The 23,478-nt window shown below is 46.1% G+C and carries 21 protein-coding genes; 3 read left to right on the forward strand and 18 right to left on the reverse strand.

The genetic code is table 11. The features are described from left to right. Positions 1–15 precede the first annotated feature (15 nt). Both C5Z26_RS06060 and C5Z26_RS06065 read right to left on the reverse strand, forming a co-directional pair. On the reverse strand, positions 16–573 hold the full coding sequence (locus tag C5Z26_RS06060; protein ID WP_234005737.1) for a TetR/AcrR family transcriptional regulator: 558 nt from the start codon (positions 571–573) through the stop codon (positions 16–18). Between the two features lie 84 nt (positions 574–657). Next, positions 658–987: an ArsR/SmtB family transcription factor gene (locus C5Z26_RS06065; protein WP_105449082.1), complete on the reverse strand. Its 330-nt coding sequence runs from the start codon at positions 985–987 to the stop codon at positions 658–660. Between the two features lie 182 nt (positions 988–1,169). Between C5Z26_RS06065 and C5Z26_RS06070 the strand changes: the two genes are divergently transcribed. Continuing rightward, positions 1,170–1,433, forward strand: a complete 264-nt coding sequence (locus C5Z26_RS06070; protein ID WP_105449083.1) for a hypothetical protein — start codon at positions 1,170–1,172, stop codon at positions 1,431–1,433. A 94-nt stretch (positions 1,434–1,527) separates the two neighbouring features. Here C5Z26_RS06070 and C5Z26_RS06075 read toward each other — a convergent pair whose 3' ends face one another. Further along, positions 1,528–2,772 (reverse strand): PTS sugar transporter subunit IIC, encoded by a 1,245-nt coding sequence (locus C5Z26_RS06075; protein ID WP_105449084.1) that lies wholly within the window; start codon positions 2,770–2,772, stop codon positions 1,528–1,530. 622 nt (positions 2,773–3,394) lie between these two features. On the opposite strand from C5Z26_RS06075, the gene C5Z26_RS06080 reads away from it, so the two are divergent. Next, positions 3,395–3,862, forward strand: coding sequence for a VOC family protein (locus C5Z26_RS06080; protein ID WP_105450146.1), 468 nt, complete (start codon positions 3,395–3,397; stop codon positions 3,860–3,862). Positions 3,863–4,049: 187 nt separating this feature from the next. On the opposite strand, the gene C5Z26_RS06085 is transcribed toward C5Z26_RS06080, so the two are convergent. The 15 genes from C5Z26_RS06085 to C5Z26_RS06155 form a co-directional block, all read right to left on the reverse strand. Then, positions 4,050–4,979: a DNA/RNA non-specific endonuclease gene (locus tag C5Z26_RS06085; protein WP_105449085.1), complete on the reverse strand. Its 930-nt coding sequence runs from the start codon at positions 4,977–4,979 to the stop codon at positions 4,050–4,052. A 79-nt stretch (positions 4,980–5,058) separates the two neighbouring features. Then, the gene (locus C5Z26_RS06090) at positions 5,059–5,604 is read right to left on the reverse strand and encodes a GNAT family N-acetyltransferase (protein WP_105449086.1); all 546 of its coding nucleotides are present in this window, start codon (positions 5,602–5,604) and stop codon (positions 5,059–5,061) included. Between the two features lie 16 nt (positions 5,605–5,620). Continuing rightward, entirely contained in the window at positions 5,621–6,574 is a 954-nt protein-coding gene (locus C5Z26_RS06095) for a zinc-binding dehydrogenase (protein ID WP_105449087.1), read from the reverse strand. 90 nt (positions 6,575–6,664) lie between these two features. After that, positions 6,665–8,170: an MFS transporter gene (locus tag C5Z26_RS06100; RefSeq protein ID WP_105449088.1), complete on the reverse strand. Its 1,506-nt coding sequence runs from the start codon at positions 8,168–8,170 to the stop codon at positions 6,665–6,667. Between the two features lie 225 nt (positions 8,171–8,395). Beyond that, on the reverse strand, positions 8,396–8,704 hold the full coding sequence (locus tag C5Z26_RS06105) for a metal-sulfur cluster assembly factor (RefSeq protein ID WP_105449089.1): 309 nt from the start codon (positions 8,702–8,704) through the stop codon (positions 8,396–8,398). After that, positions 8,705–10,099 (reverse strand): Fe-S cluster assembly protein SufB, encoded by a 1,395-nt coding sequence (sufB, locus tag C5Z26_RS06110; protein ID WP_105449090.1) that lies wholly within the window; start codon positions 10,097–10,099, stop codon positions 8,705–8,707. Further along, entirely contained in the window at positions 10,092–10,544 is a 453-nt protein-coding gene (gene sufU, locus C5Z26_RS06115) for a Fe-S cluster assembly sulfur transfer protein SufU (RefSeq protein WP_105449091.1), read from the reverse strand. Before sufU ends, sufB begins: the two co-directional genes overlap by 8 nt. Then, complete coding sequence (locus C5Z26_RS06120; RefSeq protein WP_105449092.1) at positions 10,541–11,758, reverse strand: SufS family cysteine desulfurase; 1,218 nt, start codon at positions 11,756–11,758, stop codon at positions 10,541–10,543. Before C5Z26_RS06120 ends, sufU begins: the two co-directional genes overlap by 4 nt. Then, entirely contained in the window at positions 11,748–13,022 is a 1,275-nt protein-coding gene (gene sufD, locus C5Z26_RS06125) for a Fe-S cluster assembly protein SufD (RefSeq protein WP_105449093.1), read from the reverse strand. The genes C5Z26_RS06120 and sufD overlap by 11 nt, the downstream gene beginning before the upstream one ends. Beyond that, the gene (gene sufC, locus C5Z26_RS06130; RefSeq protein ID WP_105449094.1) at positions 13,022–13,813 is read right to left on the reverse strand and encodes a Fe-S cluster assembly ATPase SufC; all 792 of its coding nucleotides are present in this window, start codon (positions 13,811–13,813) and stop codon (positions 13,022–13,024) included. Before sufC ends, sufD begins: the two co-directional genes overlap by 1 nt. Before the next feature lie 557 nt (positions 13,814–14,370). Continuing rightward, on the reverse strand, positions 14,371–15,582 hold the full coding sequence (locus tag C5Z26_RS06135) for a CPBP family intramembrane glutamic endopeptidase (RefSeq protein WP_105449095.1): 1,212 nt from the start codon (positions 15,580–15,582) through the stop codon (positions 14,371–14,373). A 99-nt stretch (positions 15,583–15,681) separates the two neighbouring features. After that, positions 15,682–17,304, reverse strand: coding sequence for an ABC-F family ATP-binding cassette domain-containing protein (locus C5Z26_RS06140; RefSeq protein ID WP_105449096.1), 1,623 nt, complete (start codon positions 17,302–17,304; stop codon positions 15,682–15,684). A gap of 240 nt (positions 17,305–17,544) precedes the next feature. After that, positions 17,545–18,342, reverse strand: a complete 798-nt coding sequence (locus C5Z26_RS06145) for a Cof-type HAD-IIB family hydrolase (RefSeq protein WP_105449097.1) — start codon at positions 18,340–18,342, stop codon at positions 17,545–17,547. A 171-nt stretch (positions 18,343–18,513) separates the two neighbouring features. Next, positions 18,514–20,346, reverse strand: coding sequence for a DUF2207 domain-containing protein (locus C5Z26_RS06150; RefSeq protein ID WP_105449098.1), 1,833 nt, complete (start codon positions 20,344–20,346; stop codon positions 18,514–18,516). A 63-nt stretch (positions 20,347–20,409) separates the two neighbouring features. After that, positions 20,410–20,721, reverse strand: a complete 312-nt coding sequence (locus C5Z26_RS06155; protein WP_105449099.1) for a nucleoside triphosphate pyrophosphohydrolase family protein — start codon at positions 20,719–20,721, stop codon at positions 20,410–20,412. Between the two features lie 151 nt (positions 20,722–20,872). Here C5Z26_RS06155 and C5Z26_RS06160 point away from each other — a divergent pair, with 151 nt between their 5' ends. Continuing rightward, on the forward strand, positions 20,873–23,380 hold the full coding sequence (locus C5Z26_RS06160; RefSeq protein ID WP_105449100.1) for an excinuclease ABC subunit UvrA: 2,508 nt from the start codon (positions 20,873–20,875) through the stop codon (positions 23,378–23,380). Positions 23,381–23,478 lie beyond the last annotated feature (98 nt).

The following is a 23,478-nucleotide window of genomic DNA, read 5'->3' on the forward strand; positions in this document are numbered from 1 at the left end:
CTTCCTTCAAAGTAATTAAATTGATTGTTGTTCTAGTGAGAAGAAAGTTGCCAAGGTGTGTTCAATCGCTAATTGCGTTTGCACGGACGCCCCATCAATTCCCTCACTACTGAGCCATTGCACGATACTCGTAATGGCACCACTAACCAGATATGCCGTTAAATCTGGTTCTGCTGCGGTCCGCATCATCATGAGAACCCGATCAGTAGCCCCGGTTTGCGCAATTGTTAAAAAACAATCATTAATGACCCGCTGCGAGCGATTATTATCGCCTTCGGTATTTGTCACCAATAAATGACGTAACACTTGCGTATGGGTCCCAATAAATTGCGCCATCACAGCGGAACCAACGGCATTTGATTGTTCCGCTGCCAGTAATTCGGCCAGCGTATGCATGACCATTTGTGCTAACAGGTTGAATTTATCCGTATAATACCGATAAAAACTACTCCGATGAATCAAAGCCTGCGTACAAATCTGCTCAACCGTAATTTGTGATATTGATCGCTGTTCTAATAATTGATACATCGCACGTTGCAAATCCAACTCCGTACGAATAGAAATTGTAACCACCCCATTTTTTAATTCTTATATTCGAATATTAGAATGCAATAGACCGAAAGCAACGCTGCTCCCACGGCAACGCCTGGACTAATCTTACTGTAAATATGGCTTTTGCTTCAAATCTTCCCGTAACGTATGAATTAAATGTTCGACTTTAGTTAGTGGACCGTCAAAAGTCACGTGATAATAATTACGTGTCCCCTGCCGTTCAACACTGACAAAATGATGATCTTTTAACGCCTTAAGTTGATGGGAAACGGCTGGTTGTGAAATTTGCATAATTTTAGTCAACTCACCAACTGTTAATCCCTTAGCATGCTGCGTTAACTCAATCATGATCTGCTGTCGGCGTTCGTCCGCCAGCACTTCAAAAATCGGAATTGTCTCGCGGAACTCTTTCAGTGCCGCCTCGTTTCGGTCCATGTTAAAGGCCCCTTTCATTCTTCTATTCAAATATTAGAATGTATCAATGTTAACCCGAATCAATCATTTTTGCAACACTTCATTTAAATTGTCTGATTCTAAAACAACTCCTGATAATTGCGCTGTTTATTAGCAATGATAGCGATTACAATCAAAAGTAATTAATTAGGAGGTGTCACCTCATGAAACCATTACGTCAAGATGCTATTATTCAACGTTTATTACTCGTCACCGGGGTTTGGCTGATTGTACAACTCATCCTACTCCCTTATACCTTGCATCAAAATGATACCGTATTACTTTTTTCCAGCTTTGCATTACTCGCCATTATGGTCGGTATTTTAGGGTTCGATAGTTATCGTGCTTGGAAACAACGCCTGAACTGGGCCTTTGCTGGCATTGATCTGCTACTTTTAATCGTCATCGCGAGCTTACTATTATGGTGACCTCGTCCAATCAGCCGATTTGGCAGGAAATTCAAATCCTTTTTATGACTAAAAGCCCGCTAATCACTTAAGGTTAGCGGACTTTTTTACTGACCTATTCTACTTTAGTTGCCGTGACTTCTTTAGTTAACATCTGTTGTTCAGCGACTTTGAAGAATGGATAATAAGCCGCACCGGCGATGACCAGTTCAATCGCTGACCAAACAGCGGCCCGCCAATCCCAACCAGTGGCCATTAGCGGTCCGATAATTGGGGGCATTGTCCAAGGAACCATCGCAACTGGGGCTGAAATCCAGCCAATGGCAATCAAGAGATACGACAAAGTAGCCAATACTAACGGCACAACGATAAATGGAATCATCGTGATGGCATTCATCACAATCGGGAACCCGAATATAACGGGTTCATTAATTTCAAATAAGGCACTTGGAAAAGCGACTTTACCTAGGTCCCGATAAGTTTTGCTCCGCGAAAACAGCATTAAAGCGACTAAGGTAATCGTTGCACCGGTCCCGCCAACATTAACATAAAGGCTTGAAAAACCAGCAGCGGTCACATATGGTAAGGGCTGATGATGTGCCAAAGCAGTACCGTTGGCCGCTAAAAATTGTAAGAAAATCGGGTCGGCAATCCCTTCTAGTGTCATATCACCATGAATCCCGCAAACCCACAATAGACTAACCAGTAAGGTATAAACCAGAATTCCTGGTAACGTATTCATAGCGAATAGTAATGGATGAAAAATTGTCTGGACAATCTGATTAATATCAATGTGTAGCGGCATCCGTACAACCCAGAATAATACTAAAATAACAAATCCTGGGAAAAGGGCAACGAATGAATTAGAAACTGCCGTGGGAACTCCGGCTGGCAATTTGATGACAATGTTGCGTTTAACAAAGAAATTAAAAATAGATACGGCAATAAATGCCGTAATAATGGCAGTAAATAAACCCGATGAAGCGAAGTTGGCTGTATCTAAGGTAAACTTATCATTAAAGGAACTGATAATAAACGCCATAGTTGCCAAGCCAGCACCTGATAACGGGTCTATTTCAAGCGCTTTAGAAAGTTCATAACCAATACCAATGACAGCTAACAACGAAATAATGCCAAATGAGCCATTAACCGCAACTCCAATCATATTAGTATATGGCTTAATAAAATTAGTCCACGCCGCAATTGGAATATTTCCAATAATTAGGAAAACACTCCCACTAATAATGGCCGGTAAAGTGAGTACTAACCCATTCCGGACCGACACTAAATATTTATTATTCCCCACTTTAGCCATCGGTGGCATCAACGTATTTTGAAGCCAATCCATAAAATGTTGCATCTGAATCCCTCCTCTATAATGGCTTAAGCGTAAGGGTCTCACCGGCTACTGTAAACCCTTACATTTCGTGATAAACCTATACCTATCGTTAGACTAACGTAGACCAAATTCCGCACAAGTAATTGGTACCTACAAATTTTCAGCAGACCTCATTATGTGAGCATCATTAGGATAACCTAGAACTTTTTTTACTTACCCTTACAGATCACTAATTTGACCAACAAAAAAACGCCTAACCAATTAGTCAGACGTTCCAAGGGGATCGTACAATCACACGATCGTATCACAATCACTGGTTGGGAGACCACTGATTGCTATGGAAAAGCCACTAGTCGTTCTGGGAAGGATTAACTAGTGATTGAGATTTAGATTGTTAAGCGCTACTTGTCAATATAAAATAAAACGAATAAATTGCTATTAACGGCGGTAAGCAACGCTATGTCTAATAGTATAAACGCATTTTAAAACTTGACCAGCATCGATTCAACCAGTCTGTCGCGGAATACGACAATTTTCATAAATTGTCTTTCCAACGCAATTGAGGATTGCTGTTTTATCGCCAATGGCAGCGGTTAATGCTACAATCAATTTGTTACCATTAATCTATCTTGGAGATGACTTGATGCAATCACAACTTTACCCTTATCTCACTTTTGAAAACGCCAAGACAGCCATTGCTTACTATCAACGGGTCTTTGGTGCCACTGACATTTATCGCCTTAGTCCTAAGCCTGAACAAGCGCAACAATTTGGCCTGCCCGCTGACGCCGACCTCAATAATCTCACCATGCACGCTGGCTTTTCAATTCTAGGGACTAAATTTGAATGTGCGGATGCCTTTCAAGGAACGCCTAAACCGTCCGCACAAATTACGCTCATGTTGGATATTAATAGTGAAGATGCGGCTAGTGCCCAAGCAGCGACTGCCTTTTATCAACGGCTCGTTGATTCCGGTGAAGTCACCATCACCATGCCATTTGAAACGCAGTTCTGGGGTGGTAAAATGGGCCAATTCACGGATGCTTTTGGCATTACTTGGATGTTACACACATCGCCTTGGTCAATTGCCGCTGACCATCAACCCTCATAGACACTTTTAGTAACGCTTTTGGCTAACAGCCAGAGGCGTTTTTAGTCACTAAATCCTGGCCCGTGAACAAAAGTCAGTTTGTGTCGTAAAAAAGATTGGCACTCATTCTCAAAACCAGAATGACCGCCAATCTCAGGTTAATACGCACAAACGAGCCAACTTTTTGGTCCTTGTGTACACTGATTACTTACTGTACCGCTTTTTTGACAAATTTATACCCGTACTTATATAACTCTTTTTCAACTTGTTTAGACGTTGTCGTCTGACTGGTTGACCGATTAGCAGCAGTATTGGTGCTACTGTTAATTCGGTCAGCACCAGCCACCTGCATCGTCGCATCCGCTTTACCGCGTCCGGTGGCATAGTCGAAACTCACACCGGGCTCAACATTCCAAATATAAACATTGAAATTGACACTGCCATCCGTTGAAATCGCTTGTGACCAGTAACCACGTGGCATTAATTCATTCCCACGAAAAACCGTAGTCACCCGATAGATGACTTTCTTACCTTGTTCTAAAGCCGTTCGAACTTGGTTCTCATAAATCTGCATGGTTTGCTGATTAGAATAGGCCGTTTGGGTCGCTAAGTTCTTAGGATTATCCAAGCTCCCCGCTTCACCAGCCTGATATTGCCCATCATTCGTCAAATTAAATGAAATAGTATAGGCAATTAAATGGCCCCGATTTTGCGGGTAAACCCGTTTACCATTAACCGTAATTGGTTGATTATGCCAACCTGTTGGGCTCCAGGTTTGTGCGGTACGGCCAGCAGACTTGCCTAGATTAGCCTGACTTAAATAAGCGGTATCGGTCGTTGTCCGGTTCAATTGATCGAGATTACCATAATCAATCTTTGACTTTTTCCATAAACTTGCTTGCAAGGTGCTTTTACCGCTATTAACTTTTATTGCTGCCGCACCACCGGACTGATAGGTTTGCTTTGCTAAGCTGGCATAGGTTCCCGCCACGGTCGAATTCGCCGGCGCACTTGCGGTTGTCGAGTGCGTCGAACTGGTATCACTTGTTAAGGTATCGATTGCCCGACATCCGCTGAGCACTAACATTAGCCCTAAAACGCCCAGTAATTGCCACCATCGCTGGCTTCTTTTTCTCATTATACATTCCCGCCCCATCTTTTTTAACTACTGTATCTATGATACCGTATTTTAGATAGGGGAACAAATGTTTTATTAATTATTCTGACTGACGTAATTTTTTCCAATCTGTGCGTAAAATACCGTACTTCACTGAATCATAATAATGCCCCTGCCAGTAACGCACTTGCGGCATCCGAGCTTCTAAGTTGAGCCCCACCGCAACTGCCAATTGCATCATTCGCTGATTGCCAGACCAAGTGGTTAACCCCAGATGTGGCACGGTCATGGTTGCAAACAAATGGTCTAACCATAAGGTCAACGCTTGCCGGCCGACCTGGTGTCCCCAGACCTGATTATCATAAATAATAATTCCTACCTCTAGCCAATGTTGCAAGTCACCATCGACGAAATGATAATTAACCCCACCGACCAGTGTTCCGTCGACGGTAATAATCCAATTGCGCGGGGTTATCACCCAATCTCTCGGCCCAATGATTGTTTCAAAATCAGTTTGCTGTGGCAATTTATCATGAAAGTACGGCCCATTCCACTTTAACCATTCAGCTTGTGGATTACTGAAGCCGCGATGCCACAACTCACTTAGTTCCGTCATTTTAACAGGACGAATCTGTACCCCCGTCATTTTTACCCCTCCTTAATTAAGGTAGGACGACGACTTTACCAAAACTATGTTGGCTCGCTAAATAAGTATGTGCCGCTTGAATCTCAGCTAATTTAAACGTTTTGACGGGGCGCACGTCAATCTTTTTCTGGGCAATGACTTGTAACAAGGCATCTAACCGTGGTTGATCCACATCGCCCGAATAAAAACTCGTTAAATAAGCCCCATTGGGGATGCGTGTGATTGGATCGAATTGATCTAACGTCCAAACACCACCTAGTTGACCGGTCGAGCTCACAATTCCACCTGATTGCAAATGTTGCAACGAATCAGGTACCGTCGCTGGGCCAATTAAATCTAAAACACGGTCGAAACGTTGGTCCGTCGCTAGCTTGCCGTCGGTTTCGATAACGACTTCATCAAACCCATGTGCCAACATCAACGCCTTTTTAGCCAAGCTCCGACTGCTACCGACCACTTTTAAGTCCGGTTGCATGCCATGGGCTAGCTTAGCAGCACTCACGCCGACACCACTAGTCCCACCCCGAATGAGTAACGATTGTTGCGGCGCTAATCTTAGTCCTAGCAACGCTCCATAAGCGGTATAAAAAGTTTCGGGAATCGCTGCCAGTTCAGCCCAACTTAACGTCGTCGTTACCGGATAAAGTTGCGCATTCGGTACCAACACATAGTCGGCATAACTGCCATCAAAGGCCCGGCCCATTTCGCCCATTATCGAGATTGCAGTTTGCCCGATTGGCAGGCGCGTTGCATCCGTGGTTTCAGCAATCACCCCGACCGCTTCAATCCCCAAGATACGTGGGAACTTAACCGATGGCGACTTGCCTTGACGCGTAAATATCTCAGAATGATTAATCCCAAAACCTTTGACCTGCAATAGGGACCAACCAGCCTTTAAAGTTGGCTTGGATACTTCAGTATAAGTTAAAACTTCCGGCCCACCTGGCTGGGTCACAACAACTGCTTTCATATGACTACCTCCACTTGTAACTATTTTAGTTACATTAATTATAACGAAAAGTGCGCCAGACGCAAGTCCAACACACTTTAATTCACTTATTTAGTTCAGATGATGCTTTATATTCAAGCTATGTTGGCGTCGGCGGCCAACGCGGGACTGCCGAAAACCGAATACATTGATGACTAAACCTAACACCAGTAACCCGAAAGCCAACCCCATAATGTGATGCAAGCCTGTATATAAGATTGCCCGCATCGCAGGTATCAACTGTACCGGTAACGTTCGCGCACTGGTCGCATCACTCAACTGATTCAACATCGTCATGGTGATGTTGCCATGTGCTTGCCGGACCCCCGTCGTTAATGCTTGGTTTAAGACGACACTATAGATCGACGCCATAAAAGTCTGCCCTAGCATCCGCACCAACAGACTAAACGACGTCGCAATCGGCACATCGCGGTGTGCCGCCTGTTGTTGCACGCTCACTTGCAAAACTGTAAAACAAATCCCAATTCCGGCCCCTTGAAAGGCACCGGCTAGCAACAACCACCCATAACTCGTGTGCGCACTTGCTACCACCAACAGCCCACATGAGATTAGCAAACTGGTAAAGCCAATCATGACAATCCGCCGTGTCGACCAGTTACGATCTAAGTTGGAACTCCATTGTGCACCCATAAAGTTCGTAATTGATCCCGGAATCTGGGTCACACCACCGATCACTGCAGTGGTACCTAATAACCCTTGCGCCCACATTGGCACGTAAACGTTGAAGCCCACAAAGAAACCATAAATTAAAAAGAACATCCCAAAAGCTGCCACTAAATACCGGTTTTTAAATAAACGACTCGGAATAATCGGATCACTGGCCCGCCGTTCAACCACCAATAAGGCCCCTAATAGGCCAACCGCCAGGACTAGAATCAAGCCCACCCCCAAAGGGGCAATTTTACCGATCATTTCAATACCAACCAGTAGACTCACTAACCCACTCGTTAAACACATGGCACCTAAATAATCGACTTTCAAATGTGTTGCCGTGAGCTTAGGCGCTTGGTACAACCAATGAATGATTGCAATCGAAGCGAGACCAATTGGCACATTAATATAGAAGACCCAGTGCCAACCAAAGTTATCCACAATAAAGCCACCCACTAAGGGTCCAATAATTGCAGCGGTACTAAAACTGGCAGTAACATACCCAAATACCTTACCGCGTTTGACCGGATCTTGATAAATTTCCGCATAAATAATATACGGAATCGCAGTCATCCCCCCACTGCCGACCCCCATTACGGTCCGGGCAATAATCAGAAAGATAATATTAGGCGCTAAGCCTTCCAGCAAAGCCCCCAAAACAAAAATCAATGTTGAAATCTGATACGCCCGTTTATTACCTACCCGCTCGCCAAACTTACTCCAAAGTGGCGTGGTTACGGCACCCCCTAATAAAAACACCGCAACAATCCACCCCATGAGCTGAATCCCATGTAAATCACTAATAATTGCCGGTAACGCTGTACTAATAATGGTACTGTCCAAGCCATTCATCGCATTGGACAGCAGTAATGCAATCGTCACAATCATAACTACCCTTTTTGACACCGAACTGCCTCCCAAAATAAATTAAAAATAATTCTAAAATAACCCATTGCTTTTAGGTTACACTATTTTAGCGTCAGGAGCCATCACGTTTTCTGAAAACTAAGCGTAAAAAAAGTCACCATCCCGGCTGAAGGGACAGTGACTTAAACGACTAAGCGTGTTTAACTCTGAACAAGACTTACTATAACGCATGGAACGCGTTTCAGGTCAAGCCAAATTAACGGTTCAAACCCCTAAAGTTAAGCGCGCGACTCTAGACATCCGGGCAATCGACCAAGCAGGTTCCCAAACAAGGTCAATCGTCACGGTCGTTACGCCAGCGATTGTAATCATCGCCGCAGTAATCCGCTCCGATAAAACGGCCGTTAATGGACAGCCCATCATCGTTAACGTCATGGTCACCACACAATGGCCTTGCGTATCTGTGGTCACCCCATAAATCAATCCGAGGCTCACCAAATCAACCCCTAATTCAGGATCAATAACGGTCGCTAACTTGGCTAATCCGATCGTTTCAAAGCTTTCTGCTAACATCTATCCAATCGACCCTTCCATTTCAAAACTAATCAACCGATTCAATTCAACCGCATATTCCATCGGTAACTGTTTGGTAAACGGCTCAACAAAGCCCATAATAATCATTTCTGTGGCTTTGGCTTCTGAGATACCCCGACTCATTAAATAATAAAGTTGGGCTTCGGAAACCTTGGACACCTTGGCCTCATGTTCCATCGAAACGTTGCCATTGAGAATTTCATTATATGGAATCGTATCACTCGACGACTGGTCATCCATAATAATCGTATCGCATTCAACATGCGCAAAGGACCCATCCGAGTCACGTCCAAAGCGAACGGTCCCCCGATAATCGACCGCCCCACCATCTTTCGCAATCGACTTGGAAACAATCGAAGAAGTGGTCTCTGGCGCATTATGTAGCATCCGGGCCCCCGTATCTTGATCCACCTGATGCCCTGCGACCGCAATCGAAAGCATCGTGCCATGCGCACCGCGACCATTCAAATAAACAGCGGGATATTTCATGGTGAGTTTCGACCCTAGATTACCATCGACCCATTCCATCGTTGCTTGTTCTAAAGCTTGCGCACGCTTGGTTTCAAGACTATACACATTGTTAGACCAATTTTGAATCGTCGTATAACGACAAGTGGCCCGCGCCAAGACATTAACTTCCACCACTGCGGCATGGAGGCTATTGGCATCATAGTTCGGTGCGGTGCAGCCTTCCACATAATTCAAACTTGCGCCTTCGTCGACAATAATGAGGGTGCGTTCAAATTGACCAGTATTGGCCGCATTGAGCCGAAAATAAGCCTGAATGGGCGTCGTTACTTTGACCCCTTTGGGCACATAAATAAAAGCCCCCCCTGACCAGACGGCCGCATTGAGCGCCGCATATTTATTAGCCGTTGGTTTAACTAATTTGCCAAACCATTGCTTAAATAACGCGGGATATTGCTGTAAGGCCGTATCAGTATCCGTAAAAATAATGCCCGCTTTTTCAAACTCAGCTTGCATCCGGTGATAGACAACTTCCGACTCATACTGCGCACTAGAACCGGCCAAATAAGCGCGTTCAGCAGCCGGCACACCTAAGCGATCAAAGGTGGCTTTAATCTTAGGTGGGACATCCGCCCAATCCCGGTATGACTGATCTGTGGCTTTTTGAAAGTAATGTAAGTGGGCCATATCTAGCCCAGACAAATCTGGGCCAAATGCGGGTTGTGGCATTTTTAGATAAATTTCATACGCCGCTAACCGTTCCGCCAGCATCCAGGCCGGTTCATGCTTCTCGGCTGAAAGCTGCCGAATAACCGTCGGATTTAAGCCCACGCCCGTTGAAAAGACCGGGGTCACGTCATCATGGAAGCCATAGTCATAATGGTCCGCCGTTAACTTATCAGTCATGAGTTGCACCCACTAACTGCGTCAATAATTGGTCCGCGGCGTGCCAAGCTAAAGTGGCACACCGAATCCGAGTTGGAAAGGCGGCGACGGTGCCCAGAATTGCGGCATCACCCAGGGCCTGTCGCATGGTTGCGGTGATTGGCGTCCCCGTAATCACTTGTGAAAAGGCGGCGAGCCTTGCTTGCGCTTGGGCCACCGACTGTTGATCCAAACACACCGTTAACATACTGGCGGAGGCTTGTGAGATGGTACAGCCACTGCCAGTAAAGCTAATAGCCTGAATCTGATCCGCTTTAACGACTAACTGGACCGTCAATACGTCGCCACAAGTCATGTTGCGTAACGTTACGGCTGGCGCTGCCGGTAAGATTGCTCGGTGGCGGGGAGACTGAGCATGCGCTAAGACCACCGTTTGATATAAATCTGCTAATTTTAAAACCGTCATTTTTCGAAAAACTCCTTCACCGTGACTAAGGTTGCTAATAAACGGTCAACTTCAGCTAATGTATTGTAAAACATCATGCTAGCTCGCACGGTTGCAGTGGTATGCAACGCTTGCATCAACGGCTGCGCACAGTGTTGACCAGCTCGGACTTCAATGCCAGCCAAATCCAAGCCAGTCGCCACATCGTGTGGATGGACCCCCGGCAGATTAAAAGCCACGACCGGGCCATGCTTAGCCACCGTCGTTGGACCATAGACTGTCGCAGGCAGGGCCGCTAAGCCCGCCAGTAAGTGGGCCGTCAATTGCCGTTCTTGCGCTTGAATTGCCGTAAAGCCAACCTGCTGTAAATAGGTCACCGCTGCACCTAATCCAATCACCCCACTAATATTCGGGGTCCCCGCTTCAAAACGCTGCGGTATTTCAGCCCACGTGGTTTGCGCCCAAGTCACTTGGTCAATCATTTCACCACCAAATTGAACCGGCGTTAATTGAGTGAGTAAGGCGAGCTTGCCGTATAACACGCCTACCCCGGTTGGACCCAATACTTTATGACCCGAAAACGCATAGAAGTCCACATCTAGTGCTTGAACATTCACCGGTTGATGGGCGACGGCTTGCGCCCCATCAACCACAATGATAGCCCCATTTTGATGTGCTAAAGTTGCTAATTGTTGAATCGGATTAGTGACCCCGAGGACATTTGAGACATGCGCGACAGCCACAATTTTCGTCCGTGTTGTGATTTTTTTAACGGCATCATTCCAATCCAGTTCGCCCGTCGTCGTCAAACCGATCACTTTAAGACAGGCACCATGCCGCTGGGCCAATTGCTGCCAAGGCACCAAATTACTGTGATGTTCCATCATGGTCACGACGATTTCATCCCCCGCTTTGATGACTTGCTCGCCGTAGGTTTGGGCCACCCAATTTAGACTTTCCGTGGTTGACCGGGTAAAAAAGACCGTTTCACGTTGTGGGGCGCCAATCAACGCTGCCACTTGGTCACGCACAGCTTCATATTGGGCGGTCGCCGTCGCCGCTAACGTGTAATTTCCCCGATGAACATTAGCATTACTTGTTGTATAGTAAGCCGTTATTGCCTGAATAACCGCTTGGGGCTTTTGCGACGTGGCCGCATTATCAAGATACGTTAAGGGAGCACCGTTGAGTTGGGTCGCCAAAATAGGAAAATCAGCACGATAATTAAGTTTCATCAGTTAGCCGCCTTTCAATTAACGCCATGAGCGCCGTTTGTAACTGTGACGACTGCAACCCTGTAATGACCCCGGCTAAAAAGCCGCGTATCACCAATCGTTCGGCGACGGCGCGTGGTAGGCCACGACTCATTAAGTAATACAACTGTTGTTCATCGACCCGACCGACACTGGCCGCATGCCCCGCTTCGACATCATTTTCATCAATTAATAAAATTGGATTGGCATCACCACGCGCAGTTGAGGTCAACATCAAGAGTCGATTTTCTTGATTCGCTTGGGCACCATGCGCCCCCTTAACAATATGACCAATCCCATTAAAGATTAACGTGGCTTGCGCTAAAATAACCCCGCGCTGCACAATTTGGGCGACAGTTTGTGGGCCAACATTAGTGACCCGCGTATTTAAGCCTTGGGTTTGCTGACCATTGGCAACAGCAATCGTTTTGACCGTCGCCTGTGCACCTTGGCCGTTCAAAGTTGTCTTAAAATCACCAATGATGCGACCGGCATTCATTTCGGCCAGCTCCCAATCTAATTGCGCATCTGGCGCCACGACACCGCGCCGACTGATATACGCTGTCGCAGCCGTATTCAACTCATCCAAACCGGCAAATTCCACCTGGCTATTGGCAGCCGCTACAACCTCCACTAAATGGTGAACCGTCGTGGGCTGGGTTCCAAGCGACTGCAAACGCTGCACAACTTTAACGTGAGCACCCGAACTAGTAATCAGTAAGCTCCGTTGCACCACGTGAGCTGGCTGCCGCTGATCAACGAGTTGCAGAATTTCAATCGGTTCCTCAAGTTGAACGTTGGCAGGAATGTAAAGAAAAAAGCCGTTGGTCATGAGTGCCGTATTCCAAGCGCCAAACTTATCCTCATCAACCGCCATCGTCCGTGCTAAATACGGCTTGACTAAATCACCATGGGTTCGAATGGCCGACCTTAAATCTGACAGAATCACCCCTTGGCGCAGGGCTGCGATTGGCAAGGTGAGCTGGATTGTGGTTGCCCCAACAGCATAAAATTGTTGCGTCCGCCCTAAAGTTGCCAAGGGCCCCATGGGAGCGGCAACCTCGGTCTGGCTCGGAGCCGCCGACTCAAATAATGACCAGTCGGCATATGCGATTTTTTCAAAACGCGGCGCTGGTAATTTTAGCGCGGCGGTAACGGCCTGAGTTCTTAGGGCCAATAACCAAGCTGGTTCTAGTTGTGCACGTGAATATTGTTGGACACGGCTAAGTAAATTAGATTTTGCCATTAGTTTTCATCATCCGTTAGCGTCACCGTTAAGCCTAAGTCATCACGCAAACCGGCATAGCCCTCAGCCTCTAAAGTTTTGGCTAACGTGGCATCACCGGTTTTAACGATTTTGCCGCCCATCATCACATGAACAAAATCTGGAACGATATAATCCAACAACCGCTGATAATGGGTAATCATTAACGTCCCAAAATCTGGACTTCGCATGGAATTAACCCCTTTTGCAACTACTTGCAATGCATCAATATCCAAGCCGGAATCAATCTCATCTAAAATAGCAAATTTAGGTTGAATCATTAATAACTGTAAAATTTCATTGCGCTTCTTCTCACCGCCCGAAAAACCGGCGTTCAAGTAGCGTTCGGCCATTGCTGACGGCATATTAAGCAAAGCTAAGTTCGACTCTAATTGCGCCAAAAAGGCCGTTACCGCCAATGGCTGATTTTTGGGTCGCCGCGCATTGATGGCCGCCTGTAAAAAGGCCATATTTGTGATTCCTTTAATTGCCGCAGGATATTGCATCGCTAAAAAAAGGCCTGCCCGCGCCCGTTGATCCACCGTTTGCGTTAATAAGTCTTGACCATCTAATTGCACTTGTCCGCTCACCACGTGATAAGCCGGATCCCCCATAATCGTCGCTGCCAAAGTTGATTTACCAGTCCCATTAGGGCCCATAATTGCATGCGTTTCACCAGTAGTCATCGTTAGATTAACGCCGGTCAAAATCAAGCGTTCCTGATCATTTTCTGTCACAGTTACCTTTAAATCCTTAATCACTAAAGTGGACATTCAGTTTCCCCATTTCTAACTGGTTACCCGTCGATAACTACTCTATCTAGTTAGTCTTTAACAACTGACCACCAGTCCTTGTGTCAAAATCCAATAGTCATAGTATACGTGATTTGCAAAGGTTTAGGGACTTCGGTTGTGAACAAGTCAATTGCCACAACTCACCATTACCCGCATTAAACAGTCACAATTTGTACGCCGAATTAAGCTGAGCACCACTTTGCGACAATCCAACACCATCTAAGCCCTTAATGCTGATAACTAACCCAATTTTTTTTACGGCCAACAAAAAAGACTTAAGCCAATTAGCCCAAGTCTCTCATTACCGGTTCTCACCGACCCAATTCATGTCGTACCCCTATGTGCCCCGTTATGACCCTGCCATTCCGAGCGATGTTTTAAGCTGCATTCAAAACTGTTATTGCGAACAGTTTTGAAAATAATATGTAAAGCCGTACTGTTGCGTAATCCTAGTATACCGAGAATGCGTTGCGAATTGGTAACACTAAGATTACAAAAACATTACAGCCAGTCAAAATAACCCTAAAAATTTTTAATTAGGCCTTTAAATGCAAGCGATTATCGACTTGTGATTGCATTAAACGGCGGCGTGAGCCGGTTAGTAAATAACCGGTCACTAGCCCAAACACTAGCACCAAAAACGCTAAAGTTTCCCATTCGAACAGGTCTGGCTTAGTCATCGTTTGTGAGCCCGAAGCCATCATACTTAAAATATCGGTCAGCGCATGAATCACGATGGGTACCAGTAAGCTACCCGAATATAAATAACTAACTGCTAAAAAGCAGCCTAATGCCGCCGCAAAAATCATTTGTTCCAGCGTTGCTGAAAGGGCCTGACCACTTAATATATTCGTCAAATGCCAGGCGCCAAACAAACCACTGCTCAAAAAGATGGCCCATTCTAGCTGATGTTTTCGCGCTTTAAATGCCCGTAATAATAAAGCTAACACGGCAAAACGGTAAAGCCATTCTTCAGCAATGCCAGGTTCCAAACCACCTAAAAACAACTGCCATGAAACTGACTTCATGTGAAAATCAAAAGTGGTAAACGCGGTTGCCCACGAACTACCCACCCCATAGGCATTCCAGATAACAAAAAAGCCAGCCAAAATGCCAATGAAAGCTAACTGCCCCCAGTTCACCCGGGGTTGTAACCGCCACGTTGGCCAGTTAAATTGCCACGACCGCATTAAAACCCCAACGGTCACCACAAACCCTAAAGCCCCTAAGATGCCACTATTCCCCACTAGCTTAAACACTGCGGGCGCAGTTAATCCCGGTAATTCTAGCATCGTCATCTGCGCACTCAAAACACCAGAAAAAATAACCGAAATCAACATTAAAATCCGCCCTAACACGGATTCAATCGGCCGAGTGACCACGTACGCGACCGGCACAAACAACACCATCAGCAACGCGAACCCCACCGCTACTAATCCTTGTTGATCTAAAAACGATACTTTGCTTAACATCAGTATTAAATTCGCCACTAACAGCGGTAAGCTCAAAAATTGCACAATCGTTTGAAAATAGTGATTGAAGCGGCGAAAACGACGCCAATGCGTTGCTAACGGCTGGGTCTCAAAAGTTGGCAAAACGGCGCCCAATACTAACATGATAAGTAACATCCCACCCACATCAAAAGAATTCCCACCGACCATAAATAAATTCACAAATACTGCCCCAACTAATCCAATCAATTGCCACAGATACCAGCGGCGTAATGACCGTTCCACATATGGTGTCATAAAAAAAGAATCCCCCAATCTCGTAATGAATTAATCATACCAGACTGAGCGATTCGAAAGTTCATATTTTGTTTATTATTCGGTTAGGCCAACCTAATCTTAGTACAGATCACTCACTTGACCTTGGATAGCTTCATGATTAAGGTATTCATCATACGTGGTATCACCGCGGTCAACTACCCCTTTAGCACTCACTTCCACAATATGGTCCGCAATCGTTTGAATAAATTCGTGGTCATGCGAGGTAAAAATCAACGCGCCAGTAAACTCAATCAAACTGTCATTTAATGCCGTGATTGATTCCAAGTCCAAATGGTTTGTAGGATCGTCTAACAATAAGACATTCGCGCGGCTAAGCATCATCTTAGATAACATTCCCCGGACTTTTTCGCCCCCAGATAACACATTCACTTTACGTTGCACGTCTTCACCAGAGAAGAGCATCTTCCCTAAGAATCCCCGCAAGAATGTGTCATCACTCTCTTCTTTAGGCGCATATTGTCGTAACCAATCAATAATCATCAAATCTGAATTGGTAAATTCATCATTGATATCACGAGGTAAATACGTCCGTGAAGTCGTTTGCCCCCAAGTTACAGTCCCAGCATCGGGGGTCATGGCGCCGCCGATAATTTGCATTAACGTCGTCGTTGCCACATCACTGCGGCTAATTAAAGCCGTCTTTTCATTGGGCCGCAACGTGAAACTGATATTATCAAGAATCTTAACGCCGTCGATTGTTTTCGAGACATTTTCAACTTTCAACAAATCATTCCCAATCTCACGTTCTGGGGTAAATTTGATGAAGGGGTATTTACGTGATGATGGCTTAATATCATCTAACGTAATCTTTTCCAATTGCTTCTTCCGTGAAGTTGCTTGCTTAGATTTCGAGGCATTCGCACTAAACCGCGCCACGAATTCTTGTAATTCTTTAATCTGGTCCGCCTTTTTGGCATTAGCATTCGCTTGTAACTTGGAAGCCAATTGACTAGATTCCATCCAAAAGTCATAGTTTCCCATGAATAACGTAATTTTACCAAAATCAACGTCACACATATGGGTACAAACTTGATTCAAGAAATGGCGGTCATGAGAAACGACAATGACGGTCTTGTTATAATCGGCTAAAAAGTTTTCTAACCAACTGATTGACTGCACATCTAACCCATTGGTCGGTTCATCCAATAACAGAACATCCGGATTGCCGAATAAGGCTTGGCCTAAGAGGACTTTCACCTTTTGTGGTTCCGTTAATTCACTCATCTTCAAGTGTTGCATTGCTTCATCAATGCCTAAGTCTTGTAGCATCTGGTCAGCTTCGGATTCAGCATTCCAGCCGTCCATTTCAGCAAATTCACCTTCAAGTTCAGCAGCTCGTAAGCCATCCGCATCCGTAAAATCAGCTTTGGCATAGAGTGCATCTTTTTCAACCATGATTTGATATAACTTTTCGTGCCCGCGAATCACCGTTGCCAAGACTTCTTCATCATCAAAAGCAAAGTGATTTTGGTTTAAGCTCGACATCCGTTCGTTAGGTCCCATCGAAACGGTCCCACTACTTGGTTGTAACTTACCTTCCAAAATCTTTAAGAATGTTGATTTACCAGCACCATTAGCGCCAATAACCCCATAACAGTTCCCAGGGGTGAATTTTAGATTAACATCATCATAAAGTTTACGCGTTGAAAATTGCATGCTCACATTGTTTACGGTTAACATTAAAATACCTCTCTTTTTTGACTGTTGGCAGTCCTACCAACGAATTGATGCCCAGCGCCAAGGGCTACCTTGGCCGCCATTGACCTATTTTAACGAACTAATTTCAAACATCCAGTACAACAATATAAAAGAGGTCAGGACTTAAATCCCAGCCTCCAGTCGTTGCCATCTAGTTGAAGTGTAGCATGTTAACCGCCCTTTTGGCAATCAAAAGGCGAGTACTTTTCTGAAAATTAGTCATCATTTTCGTAAAATCTCATTTTCAATATAAGTTAAAACGCCATCTTCGGTATTACCGGTCGTAATTGCATCCCCTTTAAGTTGCAGTTCGACCGGGGCATTGCCCATCACGACACCGGTATGCACATATTGCAACATCTCTAAATCATTCGTACCATCACCAAACGCCACCATCTCAGCCGGCGCAATACCTAACTGTTCACCTAATAACCGTAAGGCCCATCCTTTATGTAATCCGGGCTGAATTAAATCCAAACTCCCTTGCCCACCGGAAGCGGGGACTGCCAGACCGGACAATTTTGGCGTCAACTCATACACTAACTGGTCGGTTCGCTGTGGGGGACAAATTATATCGAACTTAACGACCGGATCAGTGACCGTCCGCAAATCAGCTACCCGCTCTAAGTCAACATAATATGCGGCCATTGCCGCCACAAAATCAACATCAGCATTTTTTAGCACGTGGACGGTGCGAGTCCCACATAACGCCAGCTGGACTTCCGGATAAGCCGCCAACACTTGTAGAATTTGCTGCGTGACAGCTGGACTAAAAGTCGCCGCAGTTAACCCCGCTTGCGATTGCATGAGTTCGGCGCCATTACCACCAATCAGCCAAAGGGCCGGATAGTCTTCAAAAAAAGTCGCCAGTTCGACTGCTTGGTGACCACTCGCAATCACGAACTGAATACCTTGCTGTTGTAAGGCGGCATAGTCACGCGCAAAGCGTGGCCGATTATAATCACCCTGATTATTCAGAAACGTCCCATCCATATCCGTTGCAATTAATTTTACTGTCATCTCGTCGCATCCATTCGTTACGATTTATCGCCTCAGTTACCCTCACAGCGTACAGTTATTCCGGATACAGTGCAACCCTTTTCAGCCATGATGTTGTATTCGCTTCCATTAGCGGCCCAAAAAGCTTGGGTTTTCGCCCAAGCTCAAGATCAACTTCCTTGACTGTCGTCGCTAAAAAGCGCCACCGCCAGAACCGCCACCGAAACCACCGGAGCTACCGCCGGAGAAGCCGCCAGAGCCACCACTAGGGGAGCTTGCGTTGCTCGACGCATCTAAAGCACTTGAGAAGCTAGCGCCTAAAGTTCCAGATAAATCAAAATCGAAACCGTCCCCAACAAAGAAGAGTGGGTAATAGCCCCCTAATCCAGTTGCCAATGCTGGTGTGCCAAAGTCTAATTCCAACTTAGCAGCGACTTGCTTTGCCAAGCCAAAGGCCGCAGCATACGGCAAAATCTGTTCCCATAAGATGAGATCACCAATATCGGCCGTGTTAAAATGACCGATATCTTTTAACATTTGTCGAAAACCAGTGATTTGATTGACTAATTCTAAGCCAGTATCCGTATTAATAATAATTTTTCGGTAATTAACAATCGCCACAAGCCAACTGCCTAACGTCACTACTGCGGTCACAAGGCCAGTTAATCCCATCACTTGTGGGCTAATCAACCAGCCAGCTCCGGTAGTCACGACGCTTAAAATCGTGACTACCGTGGCAAAGCCTAACCAACGATGCCGTAATGCATAATTAGGCGCATCTTGGTACACCGCAACTTGCGTATCAATTGTCTGTTGCCATTGACTGAACCATCGGCTAAGACGTCCTTTTTTATCCCGTTTACCAAAAGCTTTCAGTTGCGCCAAATCAAACGTTTCGGCCGGCGCCAATTGATCAAAACAGTGGGCTAAAAACGAATTAGTTATCGGTCGTAAACGCGTCAGCTGCACTTGCGGTTGGCGTTTACCGGGTAACGTTGTGAGCTTGATTTCTTTAGCTGCAGCCGCTTGTAAAATTTCGGCTGACAACGCATCCGTATTCGGTGATGCCGTTCGCCATAATGACTGCGCCACAGCTGGTGGAACGGCCGGTACATCGAAAGCATGTGGGATTGGCACTGGCCGGACATGTGGTGTCGCCCGATGACGCCAGAACCACCAACTATAACCACCAATCGTGACTACTAAGACCCCGATGGCTAGCCCGTATAGCCCCCAGTAAAGTCGCTGTTGGCGTTGTCGCTTGGCATTGGCTGCCTGTGCCAACTGTGCTTCTTGTTTTTGGACCGCTGCTAACCGTTTTTTCGTACTTGTCCGCTGATTAGTTGGCGTCACACTAGTTGGAAAGACCAGATGAGTCTCCACAAACGTGTTCGCCGGATTATACGCTAAGGTGATCAAGACTCGCCCATCAGCCTGATTAACAACCGTCTTACCGCTGAGCGGTCCATGCGTCCACCCTTGCAACGCAGTGACTGACTTGGCTGGTAACTGAATGGTTAGCCGGACTTGCCGCAACGGTTCATCCCAACCAGTACCGATAATCTTCCAGTTTAGTTCGGCGGTATCTTGATAGTTCGTCACAACACCTAATAAACGGTACCGATAAACCACTCGCAACTGATCATCGGCTTTAACGGTTCGATACAATTTCACCCGCAATTGTTGGTTAGTTTGGGTTAATTGATACGTATTATCCGCGCCAGTCTGCGCGGCTTGTACCGTTTGCGTCATCCTACCATTAAGTTGCGTCGTCACTCCTTGAAACTGGGCACCTTGAATCCCACGTAAATCCTGCACATTAAAGACCCCATGATAATCATCGTCGAAATCATAAGTCATCGCTTGTGTCACTTCCGCGCTACCATCTTTTTGAATGTCCACCTGCGTGTCATAATGACTGATCCGATAGTCGGCCAGTGCATGGATGGGTTGCCAATTCAACGTCATGATGCCGACCATTAACCCAGCTAAAAGCCCCCACCAAAGCATTGTCTGTCGTCGCATAAGCTGCCCCTCGTTTCCCAAATTTAGCTCAATTTTACCACATTGCCTTGGACTGCCCTAACCTTATGATAAGTGTTGCTCACGGTCGGTTAAAAATTGCGTTAAGGCCTGATCAATATCAATCCCAGAACGGTCAGCTAGCACCACTAGCCACCAAATACTTTCGGCCAATTTACTGGCTAAATCAGCGCTAGCCGGTGTTTCTGGCCAGCTGTTCGTCTGATTCATCACTTGCCGGCCAACTAAGCCCGCATCCGTCAAAAAGGCCAACGCATCTTGTTCTAAGGTCCACGGGTGACCGTCCTGCTGCTGTTCTAATTGATGATAGGCGGCGCGAATTCGGTGACTCCGTTGTGCTAAAGCTTCAATATCCATTAGTTAATCCCAACTTTCTGATTTTCATCCCTCAAGCATACCATATTACGTGGTTCGATTAGGCTAAGCCTTACCATAGGCAAGCAACTGTCAAATGTTGTAGCATAGAGAAGTGTGACCGATTACGTCGCCGAAAGGAAGTTCCGACTACATGTCAAAAACAACTATTCCAACTCATATTAAAGTTCGGGGCGCCCATGTTAATAACCTAAAAAATTTGGACGTCGATATCCCCTTAAATGCCTTCGTTGCCATCACCGGCCGCAGTGGTTCCGGTAAATCTTCATTAGCCATGGGTGTTTTGTATGCCGAAGGCGCCCGGCGCTACCTAAATGCCCTCTCAACCTTTACTCGGCGCCGCATTAATCAAGTCGGCAAAGCTGCCGTAGATTCAGTACAATACTTGCCTTCAGCCCTAGCACTCCGTCAACGGCCCCAAGTCCCCGGCGTCCGTTCGACAGTCGGGACGATGTCTGAAAGCCTAAATATTTTACGGTTAGTCTTTTCTCGCTTGGGGTCGCCGGTCTGTCCGAATGGTCACCGCTTAAAACCAACCTTACAAATTGCTGAAAATATGGGCCATCTCGTCTGTCCCGTCTGCCAAGCTCACTTTACGGCTTGGGGTGCAGAGGACTTTGCTTTCAATTCTAATGGGGCTTGTCCTACTTGTGGCGGCTTAGGTGAAGTCCGCCAGATCGATGCTGACTTATTGATTGCCGATCCAACTCAAACAATTCGTGACGGCGCCGTGGCAGCTTGGCATTTACCAGGCCGTAACTTCATGCCGATTGTAGCCAATGCGCTTGGTATCCCCATCGATGTTCCTTATCAAGACCTCAGCCCAGCTGACCAAGATAAAGTTTTACACGGACCAAAACAAACTGTCGCCATCAATATTCCCAGTGCCAAAGGTAAAATTTTTCATATGGATAATGCCGTTTACGAAAATGCTTTTGCCGCCGTGGAAGACAGCTTAGCAACCAGTAAAAACGAGCGCACGATTACGCGCTTAAATCGTTTCTACACTTTTGCGACCTGTCCAGCCTGTCACGGGACTCGCTTTGATCCTAAATTAATGACACAACACCTAAACGGCCAGACCATTGCGTCGGTTAGTGCCATGACCATCGCTGACTTAAATCACTTTGCGACTACCATTGTCGCTTGGTTGCCGGCCAACATGCATCAACTGGGCCAGTCCTTAATTGATGAACTCTTACTGAGTTTACAACCGATGACTGACTTAGGCTTAGACTATCTCACTTTAGACCGCCCAGGCGCCACCCTGTCCACTGGAGAACTCCAGCGAATTCAATTAGGTCGTACCTTGCGTAGCGCAACGACCGGTGTGCTTTATGTGTTAGATGAACCCTCAGTCGGTCTACATCCAGCCAACGTCCACGGGCTAATCAAAGCCTTTCGAACTTTGGTCCAACAAGGCAATTCCGTCGTTGTCGTGGATCACGATACTAGTATTATCGCAGCTGCCGACGATGTGATTGAAATTGGTCCAGGTGCCGGTAAACATGGTGGCACCGTCATTGATCACGGCTCGGTTGATGAGATTAAGCGTCAACCGACTTCGATGATTGCGCCCTTCTTAACCGGGCGGGCAACGCTAAGAACTCGCCCAGTCTTAACCGACCAAGAACTCTGGCATCAAGGACAATTATCGATTGAGGTGACGCACCGTTTCAACATCCAAGATGTGACTGCTCAACTACCTAAGAATCGCCTTACCACTATTACGGGCATGAGTGGTGCTGGCAAGACGACGCTAATTTTAGATAGTCTGATTCCGGCCATTCAGGCAACCGCCCACCACCAGCCCTTACCAAAACATGTCACCCAATTTGAAAGTGGTCAGCTACATCATGTGGTCACAGTAGATTCCGTCCCCGTTGGTAAAAATGTCCGCTCAACAGTCGCCACTTATACCACGATTTTAGATCAGCTTCGGCGCTTGTTTGCAGCTACTCCCGCCGCGAAAGCCCAAGGTTGGACTGCTAGCCGCTTCTCTTACAATGTGGCAGCAGGCGCTTGCCCCACTTGTGGCGGTACCGGTCAAATTTCGTTAGATGTTCAATACCTCCCAGATATTACGGAAGTCTGCCCACAATGCCATGGTCGCCGCTATAATCAAGCGACCTTAACGGTTGACTGGCACGGTAAAAATATTGCGGCAATCCTCGCTTTATCCGTTGATGAGGCGCTCCCTTTCTTTAAAGGTGAAACGAGTATTGAAAATACCTTGCAAATTTTACATGCCATGGGTTTGGGCTACTTACAATTAGGCGAAAGTACGCCAGCACTATCTGGTGGTGAGGCCCAACGTTTAAAGTTGACTGCTAAGATTGGTAAACGCCAAAACGGCACTCTATTTGTCTTCGATGAACCGTCAGTCGGCCTGCATCCGTTAGATATTCAGCAACTTGTGCAAGTTTTTGACCAGCTCATTCACCAAGGTGCCACTGTCATTGCAATTGAACATGATCTAGACGTCATCGCTAACGCAGATTATGTCATTGATATGGGCCCAGCTGGCGGGATTAATGGCGGTCAGATTGTCGCAACGGGGACCCCGCAAGCAATTAGTGAAAATCCGCATAGTATCACTGGTACCTATTTGAAAGAACATTTAGCTCGTTTTCAAGCTTAAAAGCGTGTATCAAAAAATGGCGACAAGAATTCGCAAAATTCTTGTCGCCATTTTTTTATTGGCATTCTTTTCTAACTAAACTAACAGGTAACTTAGTT

The organism is Lactobacillus sp. CBA3606 (assembly GCF_002970935.1).
In the GTDB taxonomy this organism is placed as follows: domain Bacteria; phylum Bacillota; class Bacilli; order Lactobacillales; family Lactobacillaceae; genus Lactiplantibacillus.